The sequence below is a fragment of the Vibrio sp. 2CM40D genome (assembly GCF_023161825.1).
Lineage (GTDB): Bacteria > Pseudomonadota > Gammaproteobacteria > Enterobacterales > Vibrionaceae > Vibrio > Vibrio alginolyticus.
The window spans coordinates 227,067-252,736 of the sequence record NZ_JALNTL010000006.1; the positions used below are offsets into that span (position 1 = coordinate 227,067).

The window sequence follows — 25,670 nt, forward strand, 5'->3', positions numbered from 1 at the left end:
AACGCTAAAAAGTGAGTGTCGTAGAAACCGGGCAATGGTCACTCAGTTTATAGTCGAGTACATCTTGTGTTTTGAAAACGGTTTGAACACCAGACGACGCCTTTAAATCACCACTCGCAATAATGTGGTCTATCACCGAGCGGAATTGGTGGGTTTTATTCGGATTACGATTAGAGCGCACTTTACATTCCGCTTTAGTGTCTTTAGTCACTAGCTTTGCACTAGTATTGTCCGATATCACGTCCCACAACCAATCTCCTTGATAACCCAAGTTGTGGTTAAAGTCGCCAAGCACGACATAATGTTGTTTGTTGTCCTCGCGCGCCTTTATCCACTTAGCTAGTGCCTGTCCTTGTTGTTTCACTATCTTACAATCGCGGTTATTACGATACGCGCCACTGCAACCCGCTTTCAGATGTACAGAGAGTAGGTGAGTCTCGTGTTCTTGGTTTGGATTTAAAACAAGGTAGCTCGCGAAGCGAAGCTTGCTGTTGCCTCGTGTGATAGAGAAGTCTGGCTTGTCTAATACGCTTACGCCATTGCGCACGGCAAAGCCTGTGTATTGGTTGGTGTCGTTAAACTGAAGGTGTCGGTTGGAGGCGTTTGAACGATCGGAAAGATAAATAGTGAAGTCATTGCCAACGGCTTTTTGGATGGCAGCAGCACTTTCGACTTCTTGAAAAGCAAAAATGTCGGCTTGTGTTTTATCCACATAGTGGGTCAGCTTTTCAAAATCTTGTGGTGTTCTCGACACTTTTCCACCATCTATAGATAACCATTCTATGTTCCAACTGGTTAGATTGATGGAGTTTTGAGCAAATGAAAGAGAACTAAAAAGTAATATTAACGTAACAAAAAGTGATCGCATTTTGGCCTGTTGCACTCCTATCTTTTAGCGTATTCCTTTCCATCCTTTATCCTACAAGACCTCCAAAAATAGCAAGTAGATTTAGTACCAATTTTGCAATTTTCATGGTTTTCTTCGCAACTGAGATCAACGCCAATAAGATCGATTTCTTCTTGTTCGCTAGCCAATCTTTATTGATCAAAATCAATGTTTTCGAGTGGTGCTTCTCGTTAAATACGCCACAATATATTGTGTTGCCAAAATAAAAAACAACCCCATATAGTGTGTTTGTGGATAACTCTGTGAGTATGCTCGGGTAAGGAGAACAAAGTGAAACCAATCGTAATCAAACGCGACGGATCAAGAGCTCCGTTCAACAGGGATCGTATCCAAGCAGCAGTTGAAGCAGCAGCGGAAAACAAAGATAAAGATGTCGCTATTTATGCTCTTAATGTGGCTCTTGCTGTCGAGTTACAGTTAAGAGAACACGATGAAGTTCACATCCATGAGATTCAAGACTTAGTCGAAAATGAACTCATGCAAGGTCCTTACAAAGCCCTAGCGCGTTCTTACATTGAATATCGCCACGATCGCGACATCGCTCGTGAGAAGCAAAGTGCACTAACTCGCGAAATCGAAGGTTTGATTGAAGAAAGTAATCTGGATCTAATCAACGAGAACGCGAACAAAGACGGCAAAGTAATTCCGACTCAACGTGACTTGTTGGCTGGTATCGTAGCGAAACACTACGCGAAGACGCACATTCTTCCTCGCGATGTGGTTCAAGCGCACGAAGTGGGTGACATTCACTACCACGATTTAGACTACGCACCGTTCTTCCCAATGTTTAACTGTATGCTTATCGATCTTAAAGGCATGCTGACGCATGGTTTTAAAATGGGTAACGCTGAGATTGATACGCCAAAATCAATTTCGACTGCAACAGCGGTAACAGCGCAAATCATTGCTCAAGTCGCGAGCCACATTTACGGCGGTACAACCATCAACCGTATTGATGAGGTTCTAGAACCGTACGTAATCACAAGCTACGAGAAACACCTAGAGATCGCAAAAGAGTGGAACATTGCTGAGCCAGAAGAGTTCGCAAAAGCACGCACTGAGAAAGAGTGTTACGACGCGTTCCAATCTCTAGAGTACGAGGTAAACACGCTACACACGGCGAACGGTCAAACACCATTCGTTACGTTTGGTTTTGGTCTTGGTACAAGCTGGGCATCACGCCTTATCCAGAAATCGATTCTGAAGAATCGTATTGCAGGTCTAGGCAAGAACCGTAAAACAGCGGTATTCCCTAAACTTGTATTCGGCATCAAAGATGGTTTGAACCACAAATCAGAAGATCCAAACTACGACATCAAGCAACTTGCGCTTGAGTGTGCGTCTAAGCGTATGTACCCAGACATTCTTAACTACGACAAAGTAGTGGAAGTAACCGGTTCATTCAAAACGCCAATGGGTTGCCGTAGCTTCCTTGGTACTTACGAAGAAAGCGGTGAGCTGATTCACGAAGGTCGTAACAACCTTGGCGTCGTGAGCTTGAACCTTCCTCGTATCGCTATCCGTGCAAACGGAAGCGAAGAGAAATTCTACGAGCTTCTAAATGACCGCCTACGTCTTGCTCGTAAAGCACTAGAGACACGTATCTCTCGCCTTGAAAACGTGAAAGCACGCGTGGCCCCAATCCTATACATGGAAGGCGCATGTGGTGTTCGCTTGAAAGCAGACGACTCAATCGCAGATATCTTCAAGAACGGTCGTGCGTCTATTTCTCTTGGTTACATCGGTGTACACGAGACAATTAACGCGCTATTCGGTACAGAAGCGCACGTTTATGATGACGCTGTTTTGCGTGAAAAAGCGGTCGCTATCATCAAGCATCTAAAAGATGCTGTGAATCAATGGGCTGACGAAACTGGCTATGGCTTCAGCTTATATGCAACGCCAAGTGAAAACCTATGCAGCCGTTTCTGCCGCATCGATGCGAAAGAGTTCGGTGTAATTGAAGGCGTAACAGACAAAGGTTACTACACCAACAGCTTCCACCTAGATGTTGAGAAGAAGGTGAACCCGTACGACAAGATCGACTTTGAGATGCCTTACCCAGAAATCTCAAGCGGCGGCTTTATCTGTTACGGCGAGTTCCCGAACATGCAACGTAACGTTGAAGCACTAGAAAACGTATGGGACTACAGTTACACCCGAGTGCCTTACTACGGTACAAACACGCCAATTGATGAGTGCTACGAGTGTGGCTACAACGGCGAGTTTGACTGTACAAGTAAAGGCTTCACTTGCCCAAGCTGTGGTAACCATGACTCAACTAAAGTATCAGTAACACGTCGAGTTTGTGGCTACCTAGGCAGCCCAGATGCACGCCCGTTTAACTTCGGTAAGCAAGAAGAAGTGAAGCGCCGAGTTAAACACCTGTAAGGTTTACTACCACTCGTTTTAACACTTTGAAAATCAACTTTAAACAGGTTGATTTTCTCTTTCGCGATAACACAGAGACGCATTATGAATTACCACCAATACTATCCAATTGACGTTGTTAACGGACCGGGTACGCGCTGCACGCTGTTTGTGTCGGGTTGTGTGCATCAGTGCCGTGGGTGTTATAACCAGTCGACGCAACGTTTGGATTCTGGTGTACTTTTCACGCAAGAAGCGGAAGACAAAATCATCGCTGACTTAAACGACACGCGTATCAAACGCCGTGGCTTGTCGTTGTCGGGTGGAGATCCGCTTCACCCTGCTAATGTGCCTCATATTTTGAAGATAGTGAAAAGGGTGAGAGAGGAGTGCCCAGGTAAAGACATTTGGGTTTGGACTGGCTACACGCTGACGGAACTGAATAACGCGCAAAGGGAAGTGGTGCAATACATCGATGTTTTGATTGATGGTAAGTTTGAACAAGACAAGAAAGACCTCAATCTCGAATGGCGTGGCAGTTCAAACCAAATCATTCATCGCTTTACGGACATCTAATCAAGCATTCTCCGCACATAAAAAGGGCTCACGCGTGCATAACGGGTGAGCCCTTTTGGTGTGAGTTCGTTAATGTCTTTTAGGTTACGCTGTCACCGATTGGTCATCTTCAACCATATTATTTATCCAACGTTTAGATTGAATACGGTAAGTCGTCAGTACGCCTTTCACTAACTCTTCCGCGAGCAGAGACATCAAGACAAAATGCAAAGGCAGCCCTAACACCATGCCTGTGTAATAAGTAAGGGGGATGCCAATAGCCCACTGACCGAACGTGTCGATGAAAATGCTATAGCGAATATCAGCGCCACTCTTTAGTACGCCGCCAATCCCAACCATGTTAAACACCCTCAAAATCATACCTAGCGCCATGACTAAACATACGTTAAGTGCCATGTCTGCATCGGTTAACGGGCTCAGTACCAATAGGTGATGAATCATGGGCGAGCTCAACCACACTAGGAAAAACAGCAAGGTGGCTAAGATTGCGCTGGTTAACACATACCACCACGCCGTTTTCTCGACTCGGTCATAATGTTTTGCACCAATATCATTCCCAAGAAGAACGGATGCAGCGACCGCAAATCCCATAAAGGTTGAAATCAGTACCCCTTCAATCGGTGATAAGAATGAGATGATCGCCAGTTCTGAAACGCCCAATTGACCATAGATGATGCTGTAAACGATCAATCCACCAGTCCAAAGTGCATCGTGGACCAACATGGGTAAAGAAACCTTAAAGTACTTTTTTCGATACTGTTTTAAGCGGCCTTGTACCCAATCGAACTTAGTCGGAATTAGGTAAGCATATCGTTTGTAGAAAAAATAAATCAAGACGGCGGTTTGGAAAAATCGAGAAACAAAACTACCTACGGCTGCACCAAATACGCCCCATTGAGGGAAACCAAATAAACCAAAAATCAAAACATAATTAAGCGCGACGTTAACGACAATGGCGGAGATACTAACGTTGGTTGCCAGTTTGGTTTGGCCCACGGAGCGCAATACCGCTTCAATCGGTACTACTATCGCCGTAGCAATGAGGCTAAAGCCCGTAACCACAAGATAATCACGTGCATAAGTGACGTATTCAGGATCGTCTGACATAAAAGAGACGATCTCTTCATCAAAAATCGCATAAAGAACGATAAACGGCAGCGTCACCAAAATGGAAATAAACCAAGATTGCGCCAACGTTCTGCGAATTCCGGCTAGGTTTCCTGAGCCGTAGTATTGAGAAGCAAGTACGGTAACTGCACCGCACAGGCCAAAGACAACCGCTAGGTTGAAGAAAAAGATACGATTTCCAACTCCAACTGCTGCCGTTGCAGATTCTCCGAGTAGGCTTACCATGAAAATATCCACGACGCCGAGCAAAGCAAAAAGCATGGACTGAAGTGAAACAGGTAGGCCAATCGTAATCAGCTTTTGCCAAAATGCTTTATCGATGTATTCGCGTGTTAAGAGCATCGCATTTCTCCTTAAAGATTAATGCGAGTAGTTTATCCTCATGATTTGGCGGTGTATTTTTCAAAGGAATCCAAAACCTTTGTAAAACTCTCTACTAACGCACATGTGAGCCAATAAATCATGGAAGATAAACAAGAACGCTACGCGATTTCAGAAAAAACTTATCAAGAGTTTATTGATCACAGTCGAGTATTAGCACTTGAGGAGAGAGGCATTGTGCAGTGCGGCATTGCCACTTGTCGTGACTTCTTCTCTGTTTATCGTAAAAACCAAAAGAAACACATGCTGCTCTATACGGTGCGTGGTAAAGGGTGGCTAGAGAGTGGGACTTATCGATACGATTTGGAACCGGGCTCGTTGATTACAGTACCCGCAGGTGTTGAAAACGGTTTTGGTATAGAAGAAGAACCTTGGCAGATCGCGTGGCTTTTTCTTGCTCCTGATAGAGAGTGGCCGATATTAGAATGCGATGTTCGCTACCAGCTTTCATCTACACCTGAAGTGATGTATGCATGTATCCAAACGTTACTACGCAGCATTAACCTTCCAATCGATTATGGTGGTGCGGTAGGTGAGCATAGTGTGGCTCAGTTAGAGCTGATGTTAAACATGCCGCCCTCAGAGTCGATATCACGCAGCCAATTGAGGCTTCGGCGTGTATTTGACCTTGTCCAACGTCAGCTCCATAAGGATTGGAGCGTTGAGCAGGTGGCGGCTCTATATCCATGTTCGGAGCCTCATTTGCATCGACTGACTCAAAAGCAGTTTGGTCGAAGCCCAATGGCACATTTAACGCGTATGCGCATGGAATATGCTGCTAGGTTACTTCGTTCAACAGAATGGCCAATTCAGCATATTGGAGAAATAGTCGGATATCCGACCAGCGCTAACTTTAGTACACGTTTTAAAGCGTGGTCGACCATGACACCAAGAGAGTTTAGAAAAAACGGTAGAGTGGATTGGTACAACGAGGAGTGAATCGTTCTTTTTCTGAACGATAGAGCGCACAAAACTCACCGCAATCCAGAATTTTGTTCTCTAATTGATGAAATAAGTGAAAAATCATTTCGTCATTTTTTGCGATGGTGTTAACGTGAGGTTCGGTACTTGAATTTCAAAGGGTTATGACTTTCATGTTTTCTAATCTCCCAACTCCCGTATTAGATCCTATTTTATCTCTATCCGTTGCATACCGTAACGATGAACGTCCAAACAAGGTTGACCTTGGCATTGGCGTATACAAAAACAGCGCAGGCGAAACGCCGATTATGAAAGCCATTCAAATGGCGCAGGATGTCGTTGTTGAAACTCAAAAAACCAAGTCTTATGTTGGTCTTGCAGGTTGCGAAGAATTTAATAAAAGCATGATCAATTTGCTACTGACGGGAACGTCTGCAATGGATCGTGTTGCAGCTATTCAAACGCCAGGTGCAAGTGGTGCGCTGCGTATGCTCGGTGATCTAATGAAGATCGCACAGCCAGATACGACGGTTTGGATTTCCAACCCAAGCTACGTAAACCACAAGCCAGTGATGGAAGCAGCAGGCCTTAAAGTTAAGTTCTACCACTATTTCTCTTCGGAAACGAAACAAGTAGACACCGAAAAAATGATGGATGATCTTGCGAAAGCTGGGCCTTCAGATGTGGTACTTCTTCATGGTTGTTGCCACAACCCAACTGGTGCGGATATTGACTTCTCTGCTTGGCAAGCCATTACAGAATTGTCGCAGAAGAACGGTTTCATCCCATTTGTGGACATTGCTTACCAAGGCTTCGGTGATGGCCTAGAAGAAGACGCAAAAGGCCTTCGTTTTATGGCAGATAACGTTGAAGAGATGTTGATTACTACTTCATGTTCGAAGAACTTTGGTCTGTACCGTGAACGAACTGGTGCAGCGATTGTGGTTGGTAAGAACATGCATGATGTAACCAATGCAAAAGGTAAACTCCTCACTCTAGCTCGCTCGACTTACACGATGCCACCCGACCATGGTGCAGCTTTAGTTAAGACCATTCTGCAAGATGACAATCTCACTTCCGTTTGGAAGCAAGAATTGAGTGAAATGCAACATCGTTTGGTTAGCCTTCGTCAAAGTTTGTGTAACGAGTTGAGAAACAACCATAATACAGATCAATTTGATTTCATTGAGGGTCACAAAGGCATGTTTACTGTGCTAGGCTTTAGTGGAAACCAAATGGCGCAACTGCGTGAAGATTATGGCATTTATGGTGTTGGCGATGGTCGAATTAACATTGCCGGACTTACCGAAACTCATATTCCATACGTAGCGGACGCAATTAAGAAAGTATCTCAAGCTTAATTGGAGTGTGGATGAAAAACTGGAAACTGATTCTGCCGCTTATGATGAGCGGCAGTTTAATTGCTTGTACGTCAACTCAAACGACGCAGGAACCTGTTGAGCCAGAGTCGCCAAAGGTCGAAGAGCCCGTTAAAGTCGAGCCAGAAGTGAAACCTGATGTAGATCCAAAGCCAGAGGTGGAGCCCAAACCAGAAGCGAAACCTGAGAAAAAGCCGGAACCAAAGCCTAAGAAGCCAGTCAAGGTCACAAAAACACCCGATGGCATGTTAATTCTTGGTTCTGAAGAATGGGTTTATGTTCCTGAAATTGACCAGACTTTCAAGGCTAGAGTCGATACAGGTGCGACAACATCATCAATTAGTGCGACTGACATTGTTCCGTTTGAGCGTGATGGTAAAGACTGGGTTAAATTTAAGATAGATTTAGGTGACAAAGACACCAAAGAATTTAAAGTACCCGTTGAGCGCTGGGCTAAAGTTAAGCAGTCTTCGTCAGAAGAGGTGGATAAACGAGCGGTGGTAAAAGCCTACATTACCGTTGGGGATCACAAAGAAAAGACAGAGTTTACGTTAGCGGATCGCGGACATATGACGTTTCCAATTTTGCTTGGTCGAAGCTTTTTTAGAGATATTGCCGTTGTGGATGTATCGAAAAAATATGTGCAAGATAAACCTAAAAAAACCGCTAAAAACTGATGTATTAAAGCTAGTTTCTGCTACAAGCTAATAATTCTTGATTAGCAAAAAATGGCCTCCAAAATCGGAGGCTATTTTTATTGAATCATATGCTTGCTTGTGATGCCCTGGTAGTCATAGTCATGTCCACTAAAATGCAAAACGAGCAGACATTACAATTTGCTGGCCATAGACACCATTATTTTTAAAATCTGCACCAAGCGATAGTTGCTGAGTTGAGTGGAATCGTGCGCCTAGATTGTAAATGGTATTCGAATCGTCATTATCTATGATTTGGCCGATACGGCCATGTAGCTCAACATTTTGCATAAACCAAATACGAGTGCCAATATTCACTTCCGTGCGCCACTCGTCGCCGACTTTATCACTGCCGTTCTCTTTAATGTTGTGTACCAACATTTGGCCATAAATATCTGCAAATTGGCCTGCTGGCCCATTAAAGCCTATACCACCAGCAATGTCCCAGTCTCCGCTGAATTCACTGTCTGCGCGAGCAATGAAATGGGTATTCTCTGTAAAGTAGGTATTGAACTCGCCACCAAATGTACCAGGGCTAGTGCCCATGCGAAATTCCATCGTGTTGTAGTTGAAATTATTTGCATGTGCGGAAAGTGGCAAAATAGCACACAAACCAAAGGCTGCAACCTTTAGAGCTTTACCTAGCATGGTGTCTCCGGGCAAGATGAATAAAATGAACAAAAAAATGGTCTGCAAAAAGCAGACCAAGATTGATAAAGCTATCATTTTAAGTGCTTGCCGTCACTATTTAGCTGTAATAGTCACTACATCATGTTGATATGCACAGCAATCGGGGTTTGTTTTACATGACCACGAGTTGTTCGACTTCAATCTCTGGTTTGTTCCCGCCTTCAAATTCGCCAAACAGACGGACTTTAGTCGTATGATCAATCGGAGTATTTAGCTGAATATCGTCATCGAGTTCGACCATCACTTCACCGGAACCATCGCTAAAGACAAACTTATCCGCGCGAACTTGACGCAATAAGTTACCTTCAACGACCACATCTTTTTCAGTAAACATATTGGAGTCGTTTAGCAAGGCATCCAATTTTTCCACAGTGACAGGACCGTTAAACTGCAAGTTTGATTGGTTTTGAGCGTTATCTTTCGCGAACGCGATAGAAGGAGCAATAGCTAAGGCGGCGATTGTTGCGATAATTGTATTCTTTTTCATGTTACATCCTCATCGGTTTGTTTTGATGGGGTCATTAAAGCAGGGCTTGTTTGAACCAATGATGATTTCAACATTCATATTCTATTCATTTGCTTGAGTAAGTGGGGACGATGACGTTATGATTGTTCATCTTCCTCTATTCCTTACAAATGTTCATGAAATCAGCGATCCCATCTTTAATGGTTCAAGGCACCACTTCGGATGCCGGAAAAAGTGTCCTTGTGGCAGGTTTATGCCGTGTATTAGCACGAAAAGGGATAAATGTTGCCCCATTTAAGCCACAAAACATGGCACTAAATAGTGCGGTAACCAAAGATGGCGGTGAAATAGGTCGAGCACAGGCCGTTCAGGCACAGGCGTGTAATATTGAGCCAACCGTACATATGAATCCGGTTTTAATTAAACCTAACAGTGATACAGGTGCTCAGATCATTTTGCAGGGTAAGGTGATTTCCAATATGGATGCGGCTGGCTTTCATGATTACAAGAAAGTGGCGATGGACACGGTGTTAGATTCCTTCTCTCGTCTGACTCAAGAATTTGATTCGATCATTATCGAGGGTGCGGGGAGTCCTGCTGAAATCAATCTACGAGAAGGCGATATTGCAAACATGGGTTTTGCTGAGGCCGCTGATGTACCAGTGATCATTGTCGCTGATATTGATCGTGGTGGAGTGTTTGCACATTTGTACGGAACACTTGCGTTACTTTCTGAATCTGAACAAGCGCGAGTAAAAGGATTTGTTATCAACCGTTTTCGAGGTGATATTCGTTTATTGCAATCGGGCCTCGATTGGCTAGAAGAAAAAACAGGTAAACCTGTACTTGGTGTACTTCCTTTTCTTCATGGTTTGAATTTAGAAGCAGAAGACGCGATCACTGCACAGCAAGAGTTGCACTCTGAGGTAAAACTGAATGTTGTTGTGCCTGTTTTAACCCGGATTAGTAATCATACTGATTTTGATGTGCTGCGATTGAATCCAGACATCAATCTACGTTATGTAGGTAAAGGCGAAAAAATAGATAAAGCCGACCTGGTTATTTTGCCTGGGACCAAATCGGTCAGAGACGATCTGGATTATCTAAGAAGCCAGGGGTGGGATAAAGATATCTTGCGTCATATTCGTCTTGGTGGAAAAGTGATTGGTATCTGTGGCGGCTACCAGATGCTTGGAAACTTGATTGATGATCCAAACGGCGTCGAAGGCCAACCAGGTCAAAGCGAAGGACTTGGCTTGCTTGATATCACTACGACGCTAACTAACAGCAAACAGCTTACAAACACACAAGCACAGCTTTCTCTTAACGGCAAAACAGCCAATGTAAAGGGTTATGAAATCCACGTAGGGCGAAGTGAAGTACGGGGCCTGCAACCTCTTACATTCAATTCCGGTGAAGCGGAGGGGGCGATCAGCGAGTGTGGCCAAATCATGGGAACCTACCTTCACGGGTTCTTTGACGAGGCAGATGTCTTAAGCCTGGTATCAGAATGGGTAAACGGCATCCAAATCAAACAACAAGACTTTGAAGAGTTAAAGGAGCAAGGCATTAATCGCATCGCAGATGCGATAGAACAACATATGCGCCTTGATTTTTTGTTTAAATAGCCCATTAACTGATTGAACTTTATATTTAAATAACCTGTTCTTTCGCTTGCCTTGTATTGGAGTATCTCTATGAAAGCATGGAAACAGTATGCTTGCCTTACGGTAGTATTAAGCATTTCATTTTCAGCAAACGCAGCAACGAACCTAAAAGTGTATGCAGCCTCTTCTATGACGAATGCGATTAACGAGATCGCGCAAAACTTTGAAGAAAAGTATGACGTTTCTATCACTCCCGTTTATGGTGGTTCTTCTTCTATCGCTCGACAAATTATCAATGGCGCACCAGCGGATGTATTCATTTCTGCGAACACGAAATGGATGGATTATTTGGTCGATAAAGACGTCATTTATCATGACAATGTCACAAATCTAGTGCGCAATAGCTTAGTGTTGATTGCTCCTCAGTCTTCAGAATTAACCTCATTTAACTTTTCTGATGCAAAGGCATGGGAGAAGGCATTGCATGGAAATCGTCTTGCTTTAGGCAATCCGACGTCAGTACCTGCTGGTATGTACGCGAAAGAGTCATTGACTACACTGGGTGTATGGAAAGCGGTTCAAACTCACGTCGCACCAGCAAAGAATGTGCGCTTAGCTTTGGCGTTGGTTGAACGTGGAGAAGCGCCTTTAGGTGTGGTCTACAAAACCGATGCTCAGTTAACTGATAAAGTCAAAATTCTCGGCGAATTTGCGAGTGATACGCATGCGGCTATTGTTTACCCGGCTGCAATTGTGAATGATTCTACTGAGTCGGAGCAGTTCTTCCAGTACCTAAAATCGGACGAAGCCGCACGCGTTTTTGCTCAATATGGCTTTCAGCAATAAACCGGCCTTCAATTATAGGAACGAAGCGTGACAGAACTGGAATACCAAGCCTTAATGTTAAGCCTCAAAGTAGGCGCGTACGCAGTACTTTGGCTGATTCCTCTCGGCGTTTTTCTTGCTTGGCTACTTTCTCGAAAAACGTTCTTTGGTAAATCGATTCTCGATAGCTTAATTCATTTACCACTGGTATTGCCGCCAGTGGTAATCGGCTATTTATTGTTGATTTCTTTAGGACGACAAGGGTTCCTTGGAAAGTGGCTCTATGAAAACTTAGGGGTAGTATTTAGCTTTAATTGGAAAGGGGCAGTAGTCGCTTGTATTGTCGTGGCTTTGCCTTTGATGGTTCGTTCAGTACGCTTAAGCTTAGATAGCGTCGACCCTAAATTGGAGCACGCGGCCTCTACGTTAGGCGCTTCTCCTTTAAAAGTGTTTCTCACCGTCACGTTACCACTGACCATTCCCGGAATTATTACGGGCACGATGCTGTCATTTGCTCGTAGTCTTGGCGAATTCGGGGCGACGATCAGTTTCGTCTCTAACATTCCGGGTGAGACCCAAACGATTCCGCTGGCAATGTACAACTTTATTGAAACGCCAGGTGCAGAAATGCAGGCGGCTCGTCTGTGTATCATTTCTATCGCGTTAGCCTTGTCTACATTAATGATCTCTGAATGGCTAAATCGTAAAGCGGCAAGCAGATTGGGTGCGAAGCAATGACGATTAAAGTCCAATTTAAACAAATGCTTGGTGAGACAGACTTCGACATCAAACTTAAGTTACCCTGTAATGGAATTAGTGCCTTGTTTGGACGATCTGGTGCAGGTAAAACGACGTTGATTAACATCATCAGCGGATTGGTCACTCCAAGGCAAGGGTATGTTGCGGTTGGTGAGCATGTTTTGTTTGACAGTGAACAGGGAATCAACCTACCAACGCACAAGCGTGGTATTGGTTATGTGTTTCAGGATTCACGTTTGTTTCCTCACTATTCAGTTCAAGGCAATTTGTTATATGGCGTTAAAGAAAAAGATGACGAGTATTTTGATGCAGTCACCGAACTCTTGTCTATCAAACCGTTACTAAAGCGCTTTCCGGTATCACTTTCTGGTGGTGAAAAGCAACGTGTTGCGATTGCGCGCGCATTGCTATCTAAGCCCAATTTGCTTTTGATGGATGAGCCACTTGCCTCACTCGATATGCCAAGAAAGCGTGAGGTAATGCCTTTTCTCGAGGAGTTGTCGGAGAAGGTAAATATTCCTATTATCTATGTCACACACAGTCTCCAGGAAATTTTAAGGCTTGCTCAGCACCTTGCAATTATTGACCAAGGTAAAATTTCGAGTTCAGGTAAGCTTGAGGAAGTGTGGGCTTCTCATGCTATGCGTCCATGGCAATCTTTCTCAGATCAAAGCAGCTTATTTGAAGGCCGGATTGCTGAACATCATGAACGTTATGCACTGACTTGTATCAGCCTTGCACCTAATGTATTCCTGTGGGTGCAAAAGATTGACGGAACACCAGACACGCCAATACGCTTGCAAGTGCGTGCCAACGACGTTTCTATCACGCTCGAGCAACCCAAGGCGACGTCGATTCGAAATATTTTGCCTGCTATTGTCGATTCCATTGAGGCGTTTAACGCAGCCGATGACAAGCAGAGTATTAATGTATCACTCAAGCTAGACGAGAAATGTTATTTGTGGGCAACGATCACACCGTGGGCCCTTGATGATCTCAACCTAAAAGTTGGTAGCCGTGTTTTTGCACAAATTAAAGGTGTCAGTGTGACACAAAAAGATATGGCACTAGCGCCTCATTAACCGTTTAGACTGATTTACGCTTCATGATCAAAAAAGGCCGCAAAGTGCGGCCTTTGTTACTAGAAGAATGTCGGAATTACTTCGCGAATACTTCTTTGAATTCACGCTTAAGAAGTGGGTCACGGCGTGCTTTCTTAAGTTGCTTAACCATGTCTTTCACACAGTTGTGAAGCACATTATCAAGTAGTTGAGCACGGTATTCTTCTTTATCTTCATCTGTCATGTTTTCTGGCAGATTAAGAGTCGGAAACTCTTCCATCACATTAATACCAGCGAATGCTTGGCCTACAGAAACTAGAGCATGAAACTGTTCAAAGTTGTCTAGAATGTTCTGTGCACTTGCTGGCATTTCGTCCCATGATTCACGTACCGCTTCTTCAGACACTTCATGGATAGAGGTAACCATTTCGAACATTTGCTCTGGAACTTCGTCAAATTCGATAACTCTACGTAGCTCTGGAGAAATGCTGGCTAGATCGATTTTTTTGCTTTCGCTGTTAGTTGCTTCTGACATGGTGTGTCTCTCATTACAAAAAGGCGGGAATATTAATACCAAATGCATCAAATAGCTATACCCATTAGTCCGCAAGATGACCAAAGTGAATGAGTTTGTTGAACTTCTGCTCACAGGCCATGATTAGATAGGGTAACGTCCAGTCTAACTGCTTTATGCAATGGATTCCGTGATATTCAAACAAAAATATAGCACTTAATTATGAGTCGAATGCAACAACTCTATGAGTATGGTATATGTTTAATAAAGACATAATTAAAAATGGAACGCGTTATGCAACCGACAGGGACATCGATGCGAATCCTTCTGGTTGACGATGTTCAGCTAGACAGGATGCAGTTGGCTATTCGTCTAAAGCAACTTGGACATATTGTAAAAGCCGTAGGTAGTGGACTAGAGGCGTTAAATACCTACGAGAGTTTTGATCCGGAACTGGTGTTACTCGATATATCAATGCCAGATATGAACGGTTTTGAAGTCTCTCTTCATATAAGAGAAACGTTTCCGGATTGGATCCCAATTATTTTCTTGAGTAGTCACGAAGAGCCAGAAATGATTGCTAAAGCCATAGATGCGGGCGGTGATGACTATTTAATTAAGCCGGTAGATAAACTGGTACTGAACTCTAAACTTATCGCAATGCAGCGTATTGCTCATATGAGACGAGAGCTTAAGCAAGCGACAGCTCAATTAGAGCAAGTTAATCAACTTTTGACTCAACAAGCGAATGAAGATGGCCTAACCAAACTCTATAACCGCCGTTATATCGACCATAAGTTGGAATCGATGGTTGCATGGCATGGCCGTCACAATATGCCAATGGCTTTGATTCTATTGGACGTCGATTTTTTTAAACCGTTTAATGATAATTACGGTCATATTGAGGGCGACCGTTGCTTGCAAGCGATTGCGAATCAACTCAAGGCTACTTTTTGTCGCTCTGGGGAATATGTAGGTCGATATGGTGGAGAAGAGTTTGTCGTGTTGCTAGGGTGTACCGACACTCAAACAGCAGAAAGAGAAGCCGAGCGTATACAAGAGGCTATGTATTTTCTCGATTACCCACATGAGTATTCTAGTGTGTCAAATAGAGTGACAGTGTCACAGGGTGTTTTTGTTTTTCAACCGACAGGGAAAGAAGTGCAATCAGACTTGTATGCAACCGTTGATAAAGCACTATATACCTCGAAGTCTTTGGGAAGAAACACACATACTGTGGTCAATTCTTTTTAAAAACAAAATCTTATGAATGTCACTCTTTTTGTTGCGTTGTCACTTTTTGGTGGTTGTTTTAAAGCTAACTCAAAGTAAGATAGGCAACACAGTTCGAACGGAATGTCGCAATCGGGCGTATACCTTATACCTTTGATTAGATAGATAACATCGGGATAGTGGCAACGATGATTGCAGTTATTATGCTGATGGGGAAGTTCGGTTTTGTTGTAAACCCAGACAAGCTTGTTAACTTTCACGATTGGTGAGGGTCTAACGAAGCTTTATACAGTTACGTCCGGCCTTTTTCGCTTTGTAAAGTGCTTCGTCCGCTGATTTAATAACGTCCAGAGGAGCTTGCCCATTCCGGCTATCAGCAACTCCGAAACTTGCGGTAACAAAAACCGACTTTCTTTTCGAACTGTTGCTACCACGACGTTTTTGTCCTTGTTTATGGTTCTCAGGGCGAGATTCTTCATCGCGTAATATCATCTCGTATTCTGCAATCGATTTGCGAGCTTCTTCCAAAAAGTTCTTACATTCGTCAGCGTATTTGCCTTTAAAAACGATGGTAAATTCTTCTCCGCCAAATCGATAAACTTTTGCGCCGCCTGGGGTTTTAGTGAGGCGCGAAGCGACCATTTTTAGAACGTCATCACCAGTATCGTGACCGTAGGTGTCGTTAAACTTTTTAAAATGGTCAACATCAAGCATTGCGATCGTGAACTTCTTACCCATGTGTTTTAGATCGAGATCAAGTGCACGTCTGCTTGGAATCAGCGTTAGGCTATCGGTGAAAGCCAGTTGATGGCTAGCGGAAGCGGCATAAATAATGATAAGCAGCCCTGTTAGCGTAAACATGGTGCTTGATATGTACTGCACATCAAAGAAAATGAACGTCGCAGACGCCAATACCATGGCAGAGTAGGTCATCGCATGAATAATTTCATTCTTCTTTAAAACAAGGATTCCAAGAAAACAGACAATACCCACGCAATATAAAACAAGAATTAAAGGCAGTTTAGAGACCGTAGGTACAATAAATAAAATACCGCTTGTCCATTGTTCAAACCCTCCTTCAACGTAATATGCTAGCGTTAGATAAGACCAAAGAACGAACATTGCTAACATCAAGATGTAAGTCAACATGGCTCTAGAGTCAAAACCTTCTTTACTAAACAAAAATACCGTAAGAAACGAGACAGGAAGTAACGTGGTTAAAATGGTTAGCTCAAGTAAAGCGGTACCACTTTGAAGCGGGACTTGTAGGCGGTGCTGTATCACAAAATAGGCTAGCAACATTGCCAAGCACACCATGGACTCTCTGCCTTGCTTAAATGAATAACAAAGGAGTAGCGCACAACCTAATAGTATGTACGGCAAGTTTGCGGCAATGCCCCAGTTTGCCTGAGTCATCTGAATAATGCTGTCCATGCCCGAACTCACTATGCCCAGTAGCAAAAAAGGGAATAAGAATCTGAAGCCTGATGAAGTCATTGACGATGAGGACATCTATTACAAACTGCCTGAAAATAGTTGACTATATAATTGGTTAGGTAAATCGTTTTATCAATATGGATATTTATCCGTTATTGAATTTCGAACTTTGAGAACTAGCAAGAATACGTCTATTTGTTCCTTTTCCCAAGTATTTTGGAAGACATTACGGCAAAAAGAGAGAGATTGATTAAATTAAGAGCAATCAATAAGTTGTTATAAACAAGTCGTTGCTATACTCATTTCATAGGAAAAAGGAGATTTACAGATGCAGATAAGCTCAGATGTGCACAATTACATGGAAACATTAGTAGGCCAGGTTCTCAGTTTGCCCGAATTTTTAGAACAGTATGACAACGAACAGTTAGCCGATATTGCTTGCCTTGCGCTTATCCAGCTCAAGCCTGTCTATATCCGTCATGATATTGATTTTTTGTCTTCACTTCCTGAACAAAAATTAAGCCAGTTTAAGCAAAGCGCGGATATAGCGGTGAAAAACGCCGCAGAAATGGTGAAAGAAGACAGGCGTAAGAACCGAGAGTATGATGTGCCTGTAATTTTTTCCCATACTAGTTATGATGATGACAAAGAGTTGGATTGGTATGAAAAACCGATCCTTAACGTTAATATCAAGTAAGAGTCGCTCAGTTGACTAGTGAGTTGACCCAAGGAGGAATCGTGGGATTTTTTTCGCGTTTGTTTGGTGGTAGTGAGAAAACCGCTGAAGCTAAAACTATCGAGCCAGTTGAGTATAAAGGTTTCTTTATTTACCCAGAGAGCCTTTCAGAGGGCGGACAATATCGCATCGCTGGTCGAATAGAAAAGCATGACAATGATGAAGTGAAAACACATCGGTTTATTCGCTCCGATTTACTTGGCTCAGAGCAAGATGCCAATGACCTTATGTTGAAGAAATCTCAAATGTTTATTGATCAAATGGGCGATAAAATCTTCGACTAGCAATTTACTGCAATTTGATTCCAGTCATCTTAAAAAGAGCCATTAGTGTATATGCTAGTGGTTCTTTCTTTTTAACGCTTAAATCTCTGTTAAGTCAGTATTTAATCGTTACCTGGTTAGACCTCAGTCTAGTACGGTGTTGCGTTGTTATTTTTCGAGCACAGAGCGACAATCATTCATTACTTAGCGTTATATGTAATGAAATTTAGTATTTAAATTACAAAACACTTGAAGTAATGAGACGCGTTCGATACAAACAGAATAATAACAGGGCTGTTAGTCAAGGTGTTATTGTGCAAATGGGTGTCCCCAAACATCATCTTTCGTTTGCAATTGTCTTGCGTGGTAAACAGATAGAAATAAAAAAGAATTAGAGTAGAGCGACGCTCTGTTTTGGGACTAATTTATTGATATGTATACAAGGAGTATGCGTTTTGCAAATCGGTGTACCTAAAGAGATACTCGCGGGTGAATCGCGAGTGGCTGCATCGCCGAAGTCGGTTGAGCAGTTAATAAAATTGGGATTCGATGTCGCGATTGAATCCCAAGCGGGGGTGCTAGCGAGTTTCGATGATGCCGCTTATGAAGCAGCTGGTGCGAAAATCGTTTCTAGTGAAGAAGTTTGGGCATCTGGCCTTATTTTAAAAGTTAATGCGCCAATTGTGGATGATGAGCAAGGCATTGACGAAATTGCGTTACTGCAAGATGGATCAACACTGGTTAGCTTTATTTGGCCGGCTCAAAATGCTGAGTTGATGGAACAACTTTCAAGTAAGAACATTAACGTTCTTGCCATGGATTCCGTTCCTCGTATCTCACGTGCACAAGCCTTAGACGCGCTATCTTCGATGGCTAATATCGCTGGTTATCGTGCAGTGGTTGAGGCAGCTCATGAGTTTGGTCGTTTCTTTACAGGTCAAATTACGGCTGCCGGTAAAGTACCTCCAGCGAAAGTATTGGTTGCGGGTGCTGGCGTCGCTGGCTTGGCGGCTATCGGTGCTGCAGGTAGCTTAGGTGCCATTGTCCGTGCGTTTGACGTCCGCCCAGAAGTAAAAGAGCAAGTTGAATCGATGGGCGCTGAGTTCCTGACCGTTGACTTTCAAGAAGAGTCAGGCTCTGGGGATGGCTACGCAAAAGAAATGTCTGATGACTTCAACAAAAAAGCGGCAGAATTATACGCAGAGCAAGCTAAAGATGTTGATATCATTATTACGACCGCGCTCATCCCTGGTAAACCTGCGCCGAAGTTGATCACCAAAGAAATGGTCGACAGCATGAAAGCGGGCAGTGTAATTGTTGACTTGGCAGCCGCTAATGGCGGTAACTGTGAATATACAGTGAAAGACCAAGTTATCATGACGGATAACGGGGTAAAAATTGTTGGTTACACTGACATGGTTGGTCGTTTGCCTACACAATCTTCTCAGCTTTACGCGACAAACCTTGTTAACCTTCTAAAACTGCTGTGTAAAGAGAAAGATGGCAACATCAATATTGATTTTGAAGATGTTGTTATCCGTGGCGTTACCGTGGTGAAAGAAGGTGAAGTTACTTGGCCAGCGCCACCAATTCAGGTTTCAGCTCAGCCGCAAGTGAAACAAGAACAGCCTGCGAAGCCAGAGCCTAAAGTAGAAGAACCTACGTCTCCAACGAAGAAAATTATTGGTGTGGCAGCGGCTGTTGGAGCCTTTGCATGGGTTGCATCGGTTGCTCCGGCAGCGTTTCTTTCTCACTTTACTGTATTTGTTCTAGCGTGTGTTGTCGGATACTACGTAGTATGGAATGTTACCCATGCACTTCATACTCCACTAATGTCAGTAACGAATGCTATCTCTGGCATTATTGTCGTTGGTGCATTACTGCAAATTGGACAAGGTAATGGCGTCGTTTCATTCCTATCTTTTATTGCCGTATTGATCGCGAGTATCAATATCTTCGGTGGTTTCACCGTCACCAAGCGTATGCTTGAAATGTTCCGCAAAGATAAATAGGAGTCACAATGTCTGCAGGATTAGTACAAGCAGCTTACATTGTTGCTGCATTATTTTTCATCATGAGTTTGGCGGGACTTTCAAAGCAAGAGTCTGCTCGTAATGGTAACTACTACGGTATCGCTGGTATGACGATCGCGCTGATAGCGACGATCTTTAGCCCAGATGCGCAAGGTTTTGGTTGGATCATTATCGCGATGGCGATAGGTGGTGCGATCGGTATTTTCTATGCGAAGAAAGTAGAAATGACCGAGATGCCAGAACTGGTTGCGATTCTACACAGCTTTGTAGGTTTAGCTGCGGTTTTAGTTGGCTACAACAGTTACCTAGATGCGCCAGAAGCAGCAACACATGCTGAGCATGTTATCCACCTTGTAGAAGTATTCTTGGGTGTGTTCATCGGTGCCGTAACTTTCACCGGTTCAATTGTCGCATTTGGTAAGCTGCGTGGTGTGATTTCTTCGTCGCCACTTAACCTGCCTCATAAGCACAAAATGAACCTCGCAGCGGTTGTTATTTCTACGCTTCTTATGATCTACTTCGTAAAAGCAGATGGCAGCATGTTCGCTCTTATTGTGATGACTTTGATCGCGTTCGCATTCGGCTACCATTTAGTCGCTTCAATCGGTGGTGCTGATATGCCAGTTGTTGTCTCTATGTTGAACTCATACTCAGGTTGGGCAGCAGCGGCAGCAGGTTTCATGCTCGCAAATGATCTATTGATTGTAACAGGTGCTTTGGTAGGTTCATCAGGTGCGATTCTTTCTTACATCATGTGTAAAGCAATGAACCGTTCGTTTATCAGTGTTATTGCCGGTGGTTTTGGTCAAGAGATAGTGATTTCAGGTGACGAAGAGCAGGGCGAATATCGTGAAACAACGGCTGAAGAAGTTGCAGAGATGTTGAAGAACTCAAAATCAGTAATCATCACTCCAGGATATGGCATGGCAGTAGCTCAGGCACAATACCCTGTTCATGAAATTACTGATGTACTTCGTTCACAAGGTATTGAAGTTCGCTTTGGGATTCACCCAGTAGCGGGTCGTCTACCGGGGCATATGAATGTGTTACTCGCTGAAGCAAAAGTACCGTATGATATCGTTCTTGAAATGGATGAAATCAATGATGACTTTGCAGAAACCGATACCGTATTGGTTATCGGTGCTAACGATACGGTCAACCCAGCCGCACTGGAAGATCCGAACAGCCCAATCGCTGGTATGCCCGTATTGGAGGTATGGAACGCGAAAAACGTAGTGGTATTCAAGCGCTCAATGAACACTGGTTACGCAGGAGTACAGAACCCACTGTTCTTCAAAGAAAATACATCAATGCTATTTGGTGATGCGAAAGAAAGTGTTGAGTCTATTTTTAAAGCACTTTAACCATTCTTGATTTAAAACTATACAGGGTCAGCAATCGCTGGCCCTTTTTTGTTCCGTTTCAATGTTATAGTAATGCAAATCCTTCTGTTAGCAGATGTCAATTGCTTGTAGATTGATGTATAGTTTTGGCTAATGTAACAAGTGACGGTAACAGTTTGATTAAAAAGTTTTTGCTCGGTTTTGCAACTGTATTGCCGCTTTTTTCGGCACCTGCATTTTCCGATTCACTACCAGAAAGAATAGATACGTTTACAGAGCTATTTAACTATGAAGTAGCTCTTAAGTCGTACGATATTCGTATTCTGCAATCAAATTATCCTACCAAGTTACTTGCGCCAGATTCGCTTCTGCCGCAAACGTCTGACTATCCGTTAAAAGATATCCAACAGCTTTACAGCTTGGCGAATACTTGTCGTGGCAAATTACCATTAAGTCCTTTAATTACTGAGCCTTTAGTATTTACAAGAGCGATTTGTAAAGGGACGCAGCTGACACCTCGTTGGTTCTCGCGTAGTGGTCTCATTCACCCTGGTGGTGGGACGTACGCGGCACGTTATGTGGATAAGTATCCAGAACTCAAACCCAAACTATCTCAGTACATGCATATAAAAGAGCGTGATAACGAGGAAGGGGATGAGTTGCTAGAAAGCTTGAAAAACATGGATGACGACGCCATTAATGCTTTGATTGCAGGCGCGAGCATGTTTATTGAAGGTAACGAACTTTGGCTAAGACGTGGTGACCGTTACTTTGTTTTCGAGAAAGATATCTGGCAAGAGAACGTAGCGAATGCGGGTCTGTCATACGCTCTAGCCTCTCAAAGCAAAAGTTGCTTTGTTAAACGAGGCAATATTTGTTGGGATGTAGAAGATCACTCGCAAGTTTTGCGGATCAGTATGATCATACTGGTAATCGCCAATATTCTTTTGGTGATTGGTTGGGCGGTGTACCGTTGGAATAGCAAGCGAGAAGAACTACGTAGTAGAATGCTCGTGTTGCAAATTTTAACGCATGAGCTCAGAACACCGATTGCATCTCTGTCACTAACGGTTGAAGGCTTTCGTCGAGAGTTCGAGCATTTGCCTGAAAGTGTGTATGACGAATTCCGCAGATTGTGTGAAGATACGCGCCGCCTGCGTCAATTGGCAGAAGCAAGTAAAGATTATTTGCAATCTGATAACCAAATGCTTGCAACAGACTGGGTACCATCCGTTGCAGATTGGTTAGAATTTAAGATCGAAGAAGAATTTGATAGTGCCGTGCTTTTTAACATCAATGAAGATGTGGCTGCTAAAGTTAATGTGTACTGGTTAGGAACTTGTATCGATAACTTGCTTCGTAATGCGCTTAAGTACGGTGTCGCACCGGTTGAATTGGATGTCTCAACTAGTGAAGAAAAAATAGTATTCCAAGTCCGAGATGCAGGAGGCCTAACGGCTAAAGATTGGGCAAATTTGAAGAAACCGTTCGTAAGTAAGAGCGGGTTAGGACTTGGATTAACAATCGTTGAATCTATGGTAGGCCGCATGGGCGGAAAAATGTCCTTAATGGGACCACCTACAACTTTTATATTGGAGATACCTTGTGAAACAGACACTGCTTCTCGTTGAGGACGATAAAAACTTGGCTGACGGCCTGTTAGTAAGCCTGGAACAAGCAGGATATGAGTGTTTACATGTGGAGCGTATTGCAGACGTAGAGCCACAATGGAAAAAAGCTGACTTGGTAATTCTCGATCGCCAACTCCCAGATGGTGACTCTGTACAATGTCTCCCAGAATGGAAACAGATTAAAGACGTACCAGTTATCTTGTTAACGGCACTTGTTACCGTAAAAGATAAAGTTGCAGGCCTTGATTCCGGCGCGAACGACTACTTAACAAAGCCTTTTGCTGAGGCGGAGCTTTTTGCGAGAATCCGTGCACAGCTACGAGCACCGGATTCAGCAGAACAAAGCAACGCTGATAAAGTGATTACAAAAGACTTAGAGATTGACCGCTCGACTCGTGAAGTGACTTATAAAGACGAGCTAATTACGCTTACTCGAACAGAGTTTGATTTGCTGCTATTTTTGGCGTCAAACTTAGGTCGCGTGTTTACTCGTGATGAGCTACTTGACCACGTTTGGGGTTACAATCACTTCCCGACAACACGTACGGTTGATACACATGTACTACAGCTTCGTCAAAAACTGCCAGGACTGGAAATTGAAACACTTCGTGGTGTTGGCTACAAGATGAAAGCATAAGTCGTAATGAAAATACTACTCCCTGTAGTTCTCTCATTAGCGTTAGTGAAACCAGTCCATGCAATGGACTGGTTTCAAACTAACACGCCTTTAACACAGGCACATCAACACTTACTTGAAGATGATCTTGCGGGTATGTTCAACTCTCTTGTTGAACTCTGGCAAACGGAACCAAGTAAAGATTTGACTCCTCACCTTAATGATCTTCTTGGTCAGTCACTATCTAAAAACTGTGGCAAGGCTCTCACTGGTGTAACGCTGCCTGATTGGATAAGTGGTGTGAACGTTATTCGTCAGACTATTCAAAGCCCTGGGCGAGATACATTTAGATTGGTAATCAAGCTAAGAGCTACAACTGACATCGAAAATATTTCATTTAATCGATGGGTGGATGATTCTATATCCGCGGACAGTTCATTCAGCTATGAACAACAGCCGAACGGGACAGAACTTGCCAACGAGCGTAGTTACTCGAAACGCTATAACTTAACCGGTAAGCTTGAAGCTGGTTTATATCACTTAACCGTTGTTTCTACTGATAAACAAGAGTATCGAACTTGGGTAATACTTGGAGATTCAAACTCTTCTCAATATGTTCGTTGGACATCTAAAGAGAATTGGAAAGTAGAAAAGAGCGCACTTCGTAATCCCCATTGTCCATTACCGCAACTTGAAGTCGGTTTGTATGACTACATTGATGGCCAGTACGAGCAAATGTGGAAAAAGACTTACGAGTCTAACTATCCAAATTCATTGGAGCTAGCGGGTGTCCCAAACGATAGATACGTATTGGCGGTAAGTATCAATAGTCGCCGTTGGCAGGGCGATATAATTGTTGAGCAGGCTCAAACTATTAGCCGAACCTATGATCTTTCTCAGGAAGAATAGTTAAAGAAATACTACTTGTGCCGATAAAGGTTCAGGACGAACTAAAATCACAAGTGTAGTATGAAAAACAAATATAAAATTCTTGCCACTTCTGTTGCTACTATTCTTTTCGCTAATGCTGCTTCTGCTGCTACTTATGCGATAGAGGCTCGTAGTGATGCAATGGGTGGCGTTGGTACCGTATCAGCAACTTATCTAACTGCGCCTTTTTTCAACCCCGCTCTTACTGCGATTTATCGCCGAAATGACGATGCAGGCATGATCGTGCCAAGTTTTGGTGGCAGCTACGATGATCAATATGATCTAGTTGATGAGATCGAACGCATCAGCAAATTGACAGACGTCGATGAAATCAAAAAATCGATGGATGCTATCGATGGGAAAAAGACAGACTTTGATCTTGGTGGTGTCGTTGCCATTGGTATCCCCAACAAATTCTTATCTGCAACTGCATACGGTAAGCTATACACTGAATCATTCGTACAACCAAATGTTGATACCTCAGGTACTAATCCATTAGATGATAGCTATGTACAAGGTGTTTCTATTGGCGTGGCTGAAGCAGGTATTTCACTTGCTAAATACACTAATTTCATGAACCAACACATTTCTTTTGGTGTTACTCCTAAACTTCAGCGTATATACACATACTCATACGCCACGAGTTTTCAGAATTTTGATACTAAAGACTTACGTGAAAATGAGACCGCGGAAACGATGTTTAACTTAGACGCCGGCGCACTTTGGTTCTTTGGCCCATATCGTCTCGGTATTTCAGCGAAAAATTTGATCGGAAGAGACGTTAAAACAAAATCATTCCAGTATGGCAGTGATACGATAAAATCATACGAATATAGCATGCGTCCTGTATACACTGTTGGGGCAGGGATTGTTGCCGATTACTTTACGATGAGTGTTGACTACGATCTCAACGAAGAAAAACGTTTTTCATCCTTTGATGATAATACGCAAATGATTCGAGCTGGTATTGAATTTGATATTTTGCGTCAAATGGCATTACGAGCAGGGTATATGAAGAACTTAGCTCGAAGTAATGACGAAGGAACCATTACTGCTGGTATCGGGTTGTCTCCACTTAAGTTGTTCGAATTGGATATCGCAGCTCAGTACACAAACGAGAACGCTATGGGTGCATCCATTAATTTCCTTGCTACCTATTAATTGAATCG

At 43.3% G+C, this 25,670-nt stretch carries 24 protein-coding genes; 18 read left to right on the forward strand and 6 right to left on the reverse strand.

The genetic code is table 11. The features are described 5' to 3' along the window. Positions 1-4 precede the first annotated feature (4 nt). Positions 5-868, reverse strand: coding sequence for an endonuclease/exonuclease/phosphatase family protein (locus tag MTF70_RS15865; protein ID WP_104976081.1), 864 nt, complete (start codon positions 866-868; stop codon positions 5-7). A 309-nt stretch (positions 869-1,177) separates the two neighbouring features. On the opposite strand from MTF70_RS15865, the gene nrdD reads away from it, so the two are divergent. Together nrdD and nrdG are read left to right on the forward strand one after the other, a co-directional pair. Continuing rightward, complete coding sequence (gene nrdD, locus MTF70_RS15870) at positions 1,178-3,298, forward strand: anaerobic ribonucleoside-triphosphate reductase (protein ID WP_205391165.1); 2,121 nt, start codon at positions 1,178-1,180, stop codon at positions 3,296-3,298. An 84-nt stretch (positions 3,299-3,382) separates the two neighbouring features. Continuing rightward, positions 3,383-3,853, forward strand: a complete 471-nt coding sequence (gene nrdG, locus MTF70_RS15875) for an anaerobic ribonucleoside-triphosphate reductase-activating protein (RefSeq protein WP_017634628.1) — start codon at positions 3,383-3,385, stop codon at positions 3,851-3,853. An 84-nt stretch (positions 3,854-3,937) separates the two neighbouring features. Here the strand turns inward: nrdG and MTF70_RS15880 are convergent, their stop codons facing one another. Further along, entirely contained in the window at positions 3,938-5,323 is a 1,386-nt protein-coding gene (locus tag MTF70_RS15880; RefSeq protein WP_005388027.1) for an MATE family efflux transporter, read from the reverse strand. Positions 5,324-5,443: 120 nt separating this feature from the next. Between MTF70_RS15880 and MTF70_RS15885 the strand changes: the two genes are divergently transcribed. The 3 genes from MTF70_RS15885 (at position 5,444) to MTF70_RS15895 (ending at position 8,339) form a co-directional block, all read left to right on the forward strand. Then, a complete protein-coding gene (locus MTF70_RS15885) occupies positions 5,444-6,301 on the forward strand; it encodes an AraC family transcriptional regulator (protein ID WP_025767758.1) in 858 nt (285 codons plus the stop codon). Between the two features lie 155 nt (positions 6,302-6,456). Further along, positions 6,457-7,644 (forward strand): amino acid aminotransferase, encoded by a 1,188-nt coding sequence (locus MTF70_RS15890; protein WP_025767759.1) that lies wholly within the window; start codon positions 6,457-6,459, stop codon positions 7,642-7,644. 11 nt (positions 7,645-7,655) lie between these two features. After that, positions 7,656-8,339, forward strand: a complete 684-nt coding sequence (locus MTF70_RS15895; protein ID WP_005388032.1) for an ATP-dependent zinc protease — start codon at positions 7,656-7,658, stop codon at positions 8,337-8,339. Between the two features lie 129 nt (positions 8,340-8,468). Here the strand turns inward: MTF70_RS15895 and MTF70_RS15900 are convergent, their stop codons facing one another. Next, entirely contained in the window at positions 8,469-9,005 is a 537-nt protein-coding gene (locus MTF70_RS15900; protein ID WP_017634623.1) for a hypothetical protein, read from the reverse strand. Positions 9,006-9,159: 154 nt separating this feature from the next. Then, positions 9,160-9,534, reverse strand: a complete 375-nt coding sequence (locus MTF70_RS15905; protein ID WP_005376220.1) for a NirD/YgiW/YdeI family stress tolerance protein — start codon at positions 9,532-9,534, stop codon at positions 9,160-9,162. 155 nt (positions 9,535-9,689) lie between these two features. On the opposite strand from MTF70_RS15905, the gene MTF70_RS15910 reads away from it, so the two are divergent. From MTF70_RS15910 to modC, 4 genes are all read left to right on the forward strand, one after another. After that, a complete protein-coding gene (locus tag MTF70_RS15910) occupies positions 9,690-11,141 on the forward strand; it encodes a cobyric acid synthase (protein WP_205461026.1) in 1,452 nt (483 codons plus the stop codon). Positions 11,142-11,210: 69 nt separating this feature from the next. Next, positions 11,211-11,966, forward strand: coding sequence for a molybdate ABC transporter substrate-binding protein (gene modA, locus MTF70_RS15915; protein ID WP_136976386.1), 756 nt, complete (start codon positions 11,211-11,213; stop codon positions 11,964-11,966). A gap of 27 nt (positions 11,967-11,993) precedes the next feature. Then, a complete protein-coding gene (gene modB, locus MTF70_RS15920) occupies positions 11,994-12,683 on the forward strand; it encodes a molybdate ABC transporter permease subunit (RefSeq protein ID WP_064376841.1) in 690 nt (229 codons plus the stop codon). Next, positions 12,680-13,786, forward strand: coding sequence for a molybdenum ABC transporter ATP-binding protein ModC (modC, locus tag MTF70_RS15925; protein WP_005388041.1), 1,107 nt, complete (start codon positions 12,680-12,682; stop codon positions 13,784-13,786). Before modB ends, modC begins: the two co-directional genes overlap by 4 nt. A 76-nt stretch (positions 13,787-13,862) precedes the next feature. On the opposite strand, the gene MTF70_RS15930 is transcribed toward modC, so the two are convergent. Further along, positions 13,863-14,300 carry a DUF3069 domain-containing protein gene (locus MTF70_RS15930; RefSeq protein WP_054865313.1) on the reverse strand — a complete coding sequence of 146 codons (438 nt, stop codon included), beginning with the start codon at positions 14,298-14,300 and terminating at the stop codon, positions 13,863-13,865. A 273-nt stretch (positions 14,301-14,573) separates the two neighbouring features. Between MTF70_RS15930 and MTF70_RS15935 the strand changes: the two genes are divergently transcribed. Next, a complete protein-coding gene (locus MTF70_RS15935; RefSeq protein ID WP_017634619.1) occupies positions 14,574-15,533 on the forward strand; it encodes a diguanylate cyclase in 960 nt (319 codons plus the stop codon). 252 nt (positions 15,534-15,785) lie between these two features. Here the strand turns inward: MTF70_RS15935 and MTF70_RS15940 are convergent, their stop codons facing one another. Further along, positions 15,786-17,024, reverse strand: a complete 1,239-nt coding sequence (locus MTF70_RS15940) for a GGDEF domain-containing protein (RefSeq protein ID WP_031777241.1) — start codon at positions 17,022-17,024, stop codon at positions 15,786-15,788. A gap of 253 nt (positions 17,025-17,277) precedes the next feature. Between MTF70_RS15940 and MTF70_RS15945 the strand changes: the two genes are divergently transcribed. From MTF70_RS15945 to MTF70_RS15980, 8 genes are all read left to right on the forward strand, one after another. Then, positions 17,278-17,646 (forward strand): late competence development ComFB family protein, encoded by a 369-nt coding sequence (locus MTF70_RS15945; RefSeq protein WP_005376241.1) that lies wholly within the window; start codon positions 17,278-17,280, stop codon positions 17,644-17,646. A gap of 41 nt (positions 17,647-17,687) precedes the next feature. Next, positions 17,688-17,969 carry an HlyU family transcriptional regulator gene (locus MTF70_RS15950; protein ID WP_017634616.1) on the forward strand — a complete coding sequence of 94 codons (282 nt, stop codon included), beginning with the start codon at positions 17,688-17,690 and terminating at the stop codon, positions 17,967-17,969. A gap of 434 nt (positions 17,970-18,403) precedes the next feature. Beyond that, complete coding sequence (locus MTF70_RS15955) at positions 18,404-19,960, forward strand: Re/Si-specific NAD(P)(+) transhydrogenase subunit alpha (protein ID WP_149192252.1); 1,557 nt, start codon at positions 18,404-18,406, stop codon at positions 19,958-19,960. 8 nt (positions 19,961-19,968) lie between these two features. Then, complete coding sequence (gene pntB, locus MTF70_RS15960; protein ID WP_005376248.1) at positions 19,969-21,345, forward strand: Re/Si-specific NAD(P)(+) transhydrogenase subunit beta; 1,377 nt, start codon at positions 19,969-19,971, stop codon at positions 21,343-21,345. Positions 21,346-21,500: 155 nt separating this feature from the next. Then, positions 21,501-22,955 (forward strand): sensor histidine kinase VxrA, encoded by a 1,455-nt coding sequence (gene vxrA / locus MTF70_RS15965; RefSeq protein ID WP_025767766.1) that lies wholly within the window; start codon positions 21,501-21,503, stop codon positions 22,953-22,955. Next, positions 22,930-23,592, forward strand: coding sequence for a response regulator transcription factor VxrB (gene vxrB / locus MTF70_RS15970; RefSeq protein ID WP_005376251.1), 663 nt, complete (start codon positions 22,930-22,932; stop codon positions 23,590-23,592). The genes vxrA and vxrB overlap by 26 nt, the downstream gene beginning before the upstream one ends. Before the next feature lie 6 nt (positions 23,593-23,598). Continuing rightward, positions 23,599-24,480 carry a DUF2861 family protein gene (locus tag MTF70_RS15975; RefSeq protein ID WP_053303637.1) on the forward strand — a complete coding sequence of 294 codons (882 nt, stop codon included), beginning with the start codon at positions 23,599-23,601 and terminating at the stop codon, positions 24,478-24,480. Between the two features lie 60 nt (positions 24,481-24,540). Next, positions 24,541-25,662, forward strand: a complete 1,122-nt coding sequence (locus MTF70_RS15980) for a conjugal transfer protein TraF (RefSeq protein ID WP_025767767.1) — start codon at positions 24,541-24,543, stop codon at positions 25,660-25,662. The last annotated feature ends 8 nt before the right edge of the window (positions 25,663-25,670 follow it).